This is a genomic window from Actinomadura sp. CNU-125 (assembly GCF_001942465.1).
GTDB lineage: Bacteria > Actinomycetota > Actinomycetes > Streptosporangiales > Streptosporangiaceae > Spirillospora.
Window position 1 is genome coordinate 1 of sequence record NZ_MKJY01000270.1, and the last position, 7,362, is coordinate 7,362.

8 protein-coding genes and 1 tRNA gene are annotated in these 7,362 nt (G+C 73.5%); 4 read left to right on the plus strand and 5 right to left on the minus strand.

What is annotated here, in order from left to right; genetic code table 11:
- The 3 genes from BJF79_RS28035 to BJF79_RS28050 all read left to right on the plus strand — a co-directional run.
- A partial coding sequence (locus BJF79_RS28035) for a peptidoglycan-binding protein (RefSeq protein WP_262402687.1) occupies nt 1–1,074 on the plus strand: 1,074 nt, incomplete at its 5' end.
- Nucleotides 1,071–2,996: an ATP-binding cassette domain-containing protein gene (locus BJF79_RS65845; RefSeq protein ID WP_083734027.1), complete on the plus strand. Its 1,926-nt coding sequence runs from the start codon at nt 1,071–1,073 to the stop codon at nt 2,994–2,996. The genes BJF79_RS28035 and BJF79_RS65845, both read left to right, overlap by 4 nt.
- Before the next feature lie 154 nt (nt 2,997–3,150).
- Complete coding sequence (locus BJF79_RS28050; RefSeq protein WP_075901853.1) at nt 3,151–3,639, plus strand: hypothetical protein; 489 nt, start codon at nt 3,151–3,153, stop codon at nt 3,637–3,639.
- Nucleotides 3,640–3,662: 23 nt separating this feature from the next.
- Here the strand turns inward: BJF79_RS28050 and BJF79_RS28055 are convergent, their stop codons facing one another.
- The 5 genes from BJF79_RS28055 to BJF79_RS51570 all read right to left on the minus strand — a co-directional run bounded on the left by BJF79_RS28055 (nt 3,663) and on the right by BJF79_RS51570 (nt 6,407).
- Nucleotides 3,663–4,850, minus strand: a complete 1,188-nt coding sequence (locus BJF79_RS28055) for a sensor histidine kinase (protein ID WP_262402688.1) — start codon at nt 4,848–4,850, stop codon at nt 3,663–3,665.
- A gap of 59 nt (nt 4,851–4,909) precedes the next feature.
- On the minus strand, nt 4,910–5,563 hold the full coding sequence (locus BJF79_RS28060) for a response regulator transcription factor (protein WP_075901857.1): 654 nt from the start codon (nt 5,561–5,563) through the stop codon (nt 4,910–4,912).
- A gap of 120 nt (nt 5,564–5,683) precedes the next feature.
- A tRNA-Lys gene (locus tag BJF79_RS28065) sits at nt 5,684–5,756 on the minus strand.
- An 85-nt stretch (nt 5,757–5,841) separates the two neighbouring features.
- On the minus strand, nt 5,842–6,111 hold the full coding sequence (locus BJF79_RS51565; protein WP_262402689.1) for a helix-turn-helix domain-containing protein: 270 nt from the start codon (nt 6,109–6,111) through the stop codon (nt 5,842–5,844).
- Entirely contained in the window at nt 6,081–6,407 is a 327-nt protein-coding gene (locus tag BJF79_RS51570) for a response regulator transcription factor (protein WP_083734029.1), read from the minus strand. Before BJF79_RS51570 ends, BJF79_RS51565 begins: the two co-directional genes overlap by 31 nt.
- A gap of 178 nt (nt 6,408–6,585) precedes the next feature.
- Between BJF79_RS51570 and BJF79_RS28075 the strand changes: the two genes are divergently transcribed.
- Nucleotides 6,586–7,239, plus strand: a complete 654-nt coding sequence (locus BJF79_RS28075) for a response regulator (protein ID WP_075901859.1) — start codon at nt 6,586–6,588, stop codon at nt 7,237–7,239.
- Nucleotides 7,240–7,362 lie beyond the last annotated feature (123 nt).

Below are 7,362 nucleotides of genomic sequence, written 5' to 3' on the forward strand. Positions count from 1 at the left end.
GGCGCCGCCGCGGCCTCTGGGCGCTGCTCGGCGGCTCGCGGTCCTCGCGATCGGCGCGGCGGGCGGGTGTACGCGGTGCGCGACGACGGCGGTACTCCGGCGCGGGCGGCCTCGACGCCGCCGACCGCGGCGGTCACCCGGGCCGACATGGTCGACACCACCGAGGTGGACGGCACGCTCGGCTACTCCGGCGGCTACACCGTGCTGGGGCAGGGCGGCGGGCGGCTCACCTGGCTGCCCGAGACCGGCGCCGTGATCGAGCGCGGCGAGCGGGTGTACGGGCGGGACGGCGAGAAGGTCCCGCTCTTCTACGGCCCGACGCCGTTCTGGCGGACGCTGCAGTCGGGCATGACCGACGGCCGCGACGTCCTGGAGCTGGAACGCAACCTCGACGCGCTCGGCTACAACGACCACATGACCGTCGACCGCGACTTCACCTACGCGACCACCACGGCCATCATGGCCTGGCAGAAGGACCTGGGCCTCGACCAGACCGGGACGGTCGGGGTCGGCGACGTCGTGATGATGCGCGGCGCGATCCGGGTGGAGGAGGTCGACGCCGTCCTCGGCGACAACGCCGGCGGCAAGGTCCTCACCGCCAGCAGCACCGAGCGGCGCATCACGGTGGACGTGCCGGTCGCCGACCAGAACATGATCCGGGACGGCGCCGGGGTGCGGGTCACGCTGCCCGGCGGGGCGACCGTCGAAGGGAAGATCTCCTCGATCGGCTCGGTGGCGACCGCCGGGGACACCGACTCCCAGGCGCAGACCGGGCAGGGCACGGCGAACGCCACCATTCCCGTCTACATCGCGCTGGACGACGAGAACGGCGAGAAGCTCCTCGACGGTGCCCCGGTGACGGTCGGGTTCACCGGCACCGAGCATAAGAACGTGCTGGCCGTCCCGATCAACGCGCTGCTGGCGTCGGCCGACGGCACCTACAAGGTGAACGTCGTGGACGCCGCCGGGAAGGTCACCCCGGTGCCGGTCGAGCTCGGCGTCTTCGACGGCGACCGCGTCGAGGTGAGCGGCGACCTGAAGGCGGGCATGAAGGTGCAGGTGCCGCGGTCATGACCGGCGACGGGCTCAGCACCGGCGACGCGTTCGCGGACGGCGCCGCCGTCGTCGCGGTGGAGAACGCGACCAAGGAGTATCCCGGCGGGGTGCGCGCGCTCCGCGAGGTGTCGCTCACCGTCCACGCCGGCGAGCGGGTGGCGATCCTCGGGCCGTCCGGATCGGGCAAGTCGACGCTGCTGAACCTGATGGGGACGCTGGACAGGCCGAGCACCGGACGGGTCCTCATGCGGGGGCACGACGTCGCCGAGATGCCCGACCGGCGGCTCGCCGCGGTCCGCGCCCGCTGGATCGGGTTCGTGTTCCAGCAGTTCTTCCTCACCCCCCACATGTCCGCCCTGGACAACGTGGCGACCGGCCTGCTCTACCACGGCCTGCCGCCGCGGCGGCGCCGCGCGCTGGCGCGGACGGCGCTGGAACGCGTCGGCCTCGCGCACCGCATGGACCACCGGCCGCAGCAGTTGTCGGGCGGGGAGAAGCAGCGGGTCGCGATCGCCCGCGCGGTCGTCGGCGACCCGCCGCTCGTCCTCGCCGACGAGCCGACCGGCAACCTCGACTCGGTCTCCGGGGCGGGCGTGCTGGACCTGCTCACCGAACTCAACCGGGACGGCACCGCCGTCGTGGTGATCACCCATGACCCGGAGGTCGCGGCGGCGCCTGCCGCGGCGCCTGGAGATCCGCGACGGCCGGATCTTCGCCGATTCGGGGGTGCGGGCATGAATCCGCTACCGGAACCGCTGCCGGAACCGGTCCGGCTCCGCGGCCGGGACCTGGCCGTGGTCGGGCTCGACGGGCTGCGCGGCAGGCCGCTGCGCGCGGTGCTGTCCGGGCTCGGCATCGCCATCGGCGTCGCCGCCATGGTCGCCCTGGTCGGCATCAGCGCCGCGGGCCGCGCCGGGCTGCTGGCCGAGATCGAGCGGCTCGGCACCAACATGCTCACCGTCGAGCCCGGGACGACGCTGACCGGCGAGGACGCGCGGCTGCCCGCGACCGCGGAGGGCATGGTCTCCCGCATCGCGGGGGTGACGAGCGTGTCGGCGACGGGCCTGGTGGAGGACGCGACCGTCCGCCGCACCGACAAGATCCCGGCGTCGACGACGAGCGGCATCGCCGTCCGCGCCGCCCGCACCGACCTGCTCGAAACCCTCGGCGGCACTGTGCGGTCCGGCGCGTTCCTGAACGCCGCGACCAGCCGCTACCCGTCGGTGGTGCTCGGTTCCGGCGCGGCCGAGCGGCTCGGGATCTACGGCGCGGGCGAGCGCGTCCACATCGACGGGCAGTGGTTCCTGGTGACGGGGATCCTCGACGAGGTCGCGCTCGCGCCCGAGATCGACCGCTCGGCCCTGATCGGCTGGACGTACGCCGAACGGCTCGGCTTCGACGGGAACGTCACCACGCTCTACGAGCGCTCCACGGACGCGAGCGTCCAGTCGGTGCGCGCCGTGCTGGGCCGCACCGTCAACCCGGAGCATCCGGAGGAGGTGAAGGTCGGCCGCCCGTCGGACGCGCTCACCGCGCGGGCCGCCGCGACGCGCACCTTCAACGCGCTGTTCTTCGGGCTGGGCGCCGTCACGCTCCTCGCGGGCGGCGTCGGCATCGCGAACATCATGGTGATCTCGGTGCTGGAGCGGCGGCGGGAGATCGGGCTGCGCCGGTCGCTCGGCGCGACCCGCGGGCAGATCCGGCTGCAGTTCCTCACCGAGTCGGTGACCCTGTCGGGGCTCGGCGGAGCCGCCGGGGTGCTCATCGGGCTGGCCGCCTGCCTCGGTTACGCGTTCTTCCGCGGCTGGCCCCTCGCGCCGCCCGGCTCGGCCGTCGCCGGAGGCGCCCTGGCCGCCGTCGCCGTCGGCGCCCTCGCGGGCGTGTACCCGGCCCGCCGCGCCGCCCGCCTCTCCCCGACCGAGGCGCTCGCCACCACCTGACCGGTCGCCCGAGGCCGGTCGCAGGGTGGTCCACGCTCGACCGGACGAGCGCGGAGGCACCCCGTTCCGGCGTGTGCGGGCCTCCGGCGGCGCCGGGGCGACGGTCACCGGCGGGAAACCTCCCGGTGGCCACTCTGGAGACATGAAGAAACCCATGCTCGTCGTGGCGGCCCTGTCCGCCGCCGTGTTCACCCTGACCGCGTGCGGCGGCGACGGAACCGAGGGCGGCGGAGGTTCCGGCGCGGACTCGCAGGCCGACCGGCAACAGCGGCAGAAGTTCGAGAACTGCATGAAGGAACACGGAGTCGAGCTCCCCGACGTTCCCCCAGGCGTGAAGGAGGGGGAGCAGGAGATCGTCCCGCTCTCCGGCTCCAGCGCGGAGCACGAGGCGGCGCGGGCGGCGTGCGCGAAGTTCGCCCCCAGCCAGGACGCCGGCGAGGACGTCACCGCGGCCGACCAGGACCGCGCGCTGAAGAAGGCCGAATGCCTGCGCCAGCAGGGCATCGACGCCAAGGACCCCGAGCCCGGGACGATCGACATCACCGTCGAGGAGTCGGGGGTCACCCGCGAGAAGCTCGTCGCGGCCTTCGCCGCCTGCGGCAAGCGGTTCCCGGCCGAGTCCGGGCCGGGCGCCGCGAGCTGACGCGCGCGGCACCCGGCTGATCGTCAGGGGCGGTTCAGCCGGAGGGCGGGTTCGCGGGCGGGGAGCGCGACGGCGACGGAGAGGCCGCCCCTGCCGTTGGCCGTCGCGCGCACGGTGCCGCCGTGGGCGTCGGTGATGGCGGCGACGATCGACAGCCCGAGGCCCGCGCCCTGGGACGATCCGGTCCGGTCGGCGTGCAGTCTGCGGAACGGTTCGAACAGCTCGCCGACCTGGTCCGGGGACACCTCGGGGCCGGTGTTGCGGACCACCAGCCCGATCTCGGGGGACAGGTCGACCCGGACGTGCCCGCCGGGGTGGTTGTGCCGGATCGCGTTCTGCACCAGGTTGGCGACCAGCCGCGTGAGCAGCACCTCGTCGCCCTCGACGGTGACGGGGCGGGCGTCGGTGGCGATGGTGACGTCGCGCGACCGGGCGGCCGGCAGGTGCTCCCCGACGACCTGCCCGACCACGACGGCGAGGTTCACCGGCGCCCGGACGGCCGGTTCCTGCTCGCCCTGGGCGAGGACGAGCAGTCCCTCGATGAGCCGCTCGGAACGTTCGGTGGCGCGCAGCAGCTCGGCCTTGATCCTGGCCACCTTCGCCGGGGACGGGTCGGCCAGGCCGACCTCGATGGCGGTCCGCTGGACGGCCAGGGGCGTGCGCAGCTCGTGGGACGCGTTCGCGACGAAGCGGCGCTGGCTCGCCACCGAACGTTCCAGCCGGTCGAGCATGGCGTCGAAGGTGTCGGCGAGGTCCTTGAGCTCGTCCTGCGGGCCGCCCAGCGCGATCCGCTCGTGCAGGGTGGACAGCGACAGCCTGCGGGCGGTGGCGGTGACGCGGTGCAGCGGCCGCAGGAGCCGTCCGGTCAGCCACCAGCAGACCGCGAACGCCAGCACGATGATCACCACGAGGGCGAGCAGCGTGATCAGCAGCTGCGTCCGCTCCAGTTCCCGCTGCAGCGCCTCGCCCTGCCGGGCGAAGACCCGCGTCGGGGGGCCGTCCGAGCGGGGCGGCGGGGCGGCCGAGGCGTCGTGGGGGACGGCCGAGCAGGGGGCTTCCGGGGGCCGCAGGCCGCAGGGGACGGCGGCGACGGAGTCCGGCGACACGAAGCCGTCCACCGCGCGGTCGTTGAGCTGCTTCTGGATCTGCTGCGCGCCGACCAGCACCCCCAGGGTGATGATCGTGAAGACGCCCCCGTAGAGGAGCGTCATCCGGGTCCGCACCGAGCCTGCGGGCATCGGGAGGAGCCGCCGGGGGAGCCGTGGCCGTCTCACAGCCGGTACCCGCTTCCCGGGACGGTGACGATGACGGGGGGTTCCCCGAGCTTGGACCGGAGCTTGCTCATCGTCACCTTGACGACGGTGGTGAACGGGTCGGTGTGCTCGTCCCAGGCCCGCTCCAGCAGTTCCTCCGTGCTGACGATCGTGCCGCGGGCGCGCATCAGCACCTCCAGCACGGCGTACTCCTTGGGCGACAGCGGGAGGTGCCGGCCGTCGCGGAAGGACTGCCGGCGGGCCGTGTCCAGGGTGATGCCGCCGTGCTCCAGGACGGGCGGGAGCGGCGGGCCGGTGCGGCGGCCGAGCGCGTTGATCCGCGCGACGAGCTCGTCGAACGCGAACGGTTTGGCGAGGTAGTCGTCGGCTCCGAGGTTCAGCCCGGCGACCCGGTCGTGCAACCCGCCGGAGGCGGTCAGCATCAGGATGCGCACCCGCTCGCCGCGCCGGGCCAGCTCCCGGCAGATCTCGTCGCCGTGCACCCGGGGCAGGTCCCGGTCCAGCACGAGCACGTCGTATTCGTTCACCGAGAGGCGTTCGAGCGCGCCCGCCCCGTCGTAGGCGACGTCCACCGCCATCGCCCGCCCGCGCAGTCCCTCGGCCACCAGATCGGCGAGGGCGCGCTCATCTTCGGCCACCAGTATCCGCATGGCTTCATTGGTTCAGATCGCGGATAACGAGAGGGTTAACACCGTCGTCCGCCCGCGACCCGCACACAGCAGTAAGGGCGCTCTTCGCGACCGAAGAACGCCCTGATCAGAAAGCACGGGTGCGCCGTCAGGGACTTGAACCCCGAACCCGCGGATTAAGAGTCCGCTGCTCTGCCAATTGAGCTAACGGCGCCTGTCGATCGGGGCTCCGGCCGTGGCCGGTGTCCCTGGCGACAGGAAGAACAGTATCAGCCCCTGTGGACCAGTGCGAATCGGTTTCAGTCCTTGGCGGGCATGACGCTCATCATGCCCCGCCACAGGGCGATGGCGGTGGCGCGGGAGCTGACGCCGAGCTTGGCGTAGATGCGGTTCACATGGTTCTTGATCGTCTTTTCGCTGAGGAAGAGCTGCCGGGCGATCTCGCCGTTGGAGCGGCCGGTGGCGATGAGGTCCATCACCTCGGCCTCGCGGGCGGACAGCCCGAGCGACACCCGGGAGGCGTCGCGGACGCCGCGGATCAGGTCGTGCGGGGTGAACGCGCCGGGCACCAGATGCCCGCACGCGCCGTCCCGGACGGCGGGCCCGACGGCGGCGTCGCCGCGGCGGCGAGGACGAACAGGCGCGCCCGGCTGAGCGCGGTCGAGAGGCGCGCCGCGGCGGCGTCCACGAGGACGATGTCGGGGCGCAGCCGTTCGGTCAGGGCGAGGGCGGAGGACGCGTCGGACGTCTCGGCGACGACCGAGAGCTCGTCGCTGGATTCCAGCAGGGCGATCACGTCGGCGCGGATCCGGGGGTTCGCGTCCACCACCAGTACGCGCAGGGGGGCCGTTTCGTCGACACTCATCCGTTGCCCTTGGGGTGTCGTTTGCAGGTATAAGTACGGAGCATAACCGGCCGGTGATCCATAGTCGATGAATCCGCGCCGTGCGGACGGGCCGGTGCGACATCCGCCGGACGGAAGAGGCGGTCGCGTCCGGGTGGGGCGATCCTGGTGCGATGTCCGAGAAGAGACGGCGGGGAGAATGACGATCCGGGTCCTGATCGCCGACGATCAGGAGATGGTGCGCCGCGGTGTGCGGGAGATCCTCGGGAGCGATCCCGGCATCGAGGTGGTGGGGGAGGCGCCGGACGGCGTCGCGGCGCTGGAGCTGGCGGGGCGGCTGCGGCCGGACGTGGCGCTGGTCGACGTCCGCATGCCCGGCCTGGACGGGCTGGAGGTGACGCGGCGGCTCGCGGGGCCGGACGCGCCCGTCCGGGTGCGGGTGGTGATCCTCACGACGTTCGACCTGGACGAGTACGTGTATCCGGCGCTGCGGCACGGCGCGTCCGGGTTCGTCCTGAAACGGTCGGGTCCGGCGCTGCTGATCGAGGCGGTGCGGGCGGCGATGGGCGGGGAGAGCCTGATCAGCCCGTCGATCACCGTGCGGCTGCTGCGGCACGTGACCGAGCCGGTGCGGCGGCCGGAGCCGCCGCGCGAGCCGCTCACCGAGCGGGAGAAGGAGATCGCGGGGCAGGTCGCGCTGGGCCGCAGCAACGCCGACATCGCGGCGGAGCTGTTCATCTCGCCGGGGACGGTGAAGACGCACCTGGCGAGCGTCCAGCGCAAGCTCGGCGCGCGGAACCGCGTCGGGGTCGCCGTGCACGCCTGGGAGATGGGTTATGCGTCGCGGGACTGAGCCGGACCGGCGTGCGGCGGCCGCCGCGGTCGTGGCCGCGGCGGTGGCCGCGTCGGGGTTCGTGGCGGGCCCGTACTGGGCGGTCGCCGCGGTGGTCGGCGGCCGTGGCGGCGGCGGCCGCGC

Coding starts and splice junctions, on each gene's coding strand:
- BJF79_RS65845 (WP_083734027.1), top strand. CDS start 1,071: ATGACCGGCGACGGGCTCAGCACCGGCGACGCGTTCGCGGACGGCGCC.
- BJF79_RS28050 (WP_075901853.1), top strand. CDS start 3,151: ATGCTCGTCGTGGCGGCCCTGTCCGCCGCCGTGTTCACCCTGACCGCG.
- BJF79_RS28055 (WP_262402688.1), bottom strand. CDS start 4,850: ATGACGCTCCTCTACGGGGGCGTCTTCACGATCATCACCCTGGGGGTG.
- BJF79_RS28060 (WP_075901857.1), bottom strand. CDS start 5,563: ATGCGGATACTGGTGGCCGAAGATGAGCGCGCCCTCGCCGATCTGGTG.
- BJF79_RS51570 (WP_083734029.1), bottom strand. CDS start 6,407: ATGAGTGTCGACGAAACGGCCCCCCTGCGCGTACTGGTGGTGGACGCG.
- BJF79_RS28075 (WP_075901859.1), top strand. CDS start 6,586: ATGACGATCCGGGTCCTGATCGCCGACGATCAGGAGATGGTGCGCCGC.